This window comes from Syntrophomonas sp. UBA1041 (assembly GCF_002316705.1).
Lineage (GTDB): Bacteria > Bacillota > Syntrophomonadia > Syntrophomonadales > Syntrophomonadaceae > DTU019.
Genome location: NZ_DCEA01000053.1, coordinates 49,895 through 50,372, shown reverse-complemented (window position 1 = coordinate 50,372; position 478 = coordinate 49,895). Strand labels below are relative to the sequence as shown.

The 478-nt window shown below is 56.3% G+C and carries 1 protein-coding gene; it reads left to right on the top strand.

Annotated elements, in window-relative coordinates; all coding sequences use genetic code 11:
- Positions 1-478 (top strand): Ig-like domain-containing protein (locus tag B2633_RS07900; RefSeq protein WP_483170094.1); only part of this gene is annotated, 478 nt, incomplete at both ends.

The following is a 478-nucleotide window of genomic DNA, read 5'->3' as shown; positions in this document are numbered from 1 at the left end:
GCACCGCCACCTATACCCTGGCCGCCGCGCCGGCTTTGGGTACGCTGAAAAACGACAGCGTTACCATAAATACAAATAATAGCTTTACACAAGCCGACATCAACGCAAACAAAATTACTTATACGCCCAACGCCGACGCCAACGGCACGGATAGCTTCACCTTCAGCGTATCCGACGGGACGAACAGCGTAAGCGATATCTTCAATATCACGATCACGGCGGTCAACGACGCGCCGGCCGTTTCCGGCCTGCCTGCCGCTATAACCGTCGATGAAGATCAGCCCGGTAATGTCGACCTGTCGGCCGCCGTTTTCAGCGATGCTGACGGCGATGCGCTCACCGTTACTCTGACGGCGTCTACGGGGACTTTTACCGTCAGTTCCGCAGGCGGTATTAGCGTTGGCGGCAGCGGCACCGGAACCGGAACCCTTACACTTTTAGGAACAGCCGCCGATATCAACAGCTTTTTGGACTCCGT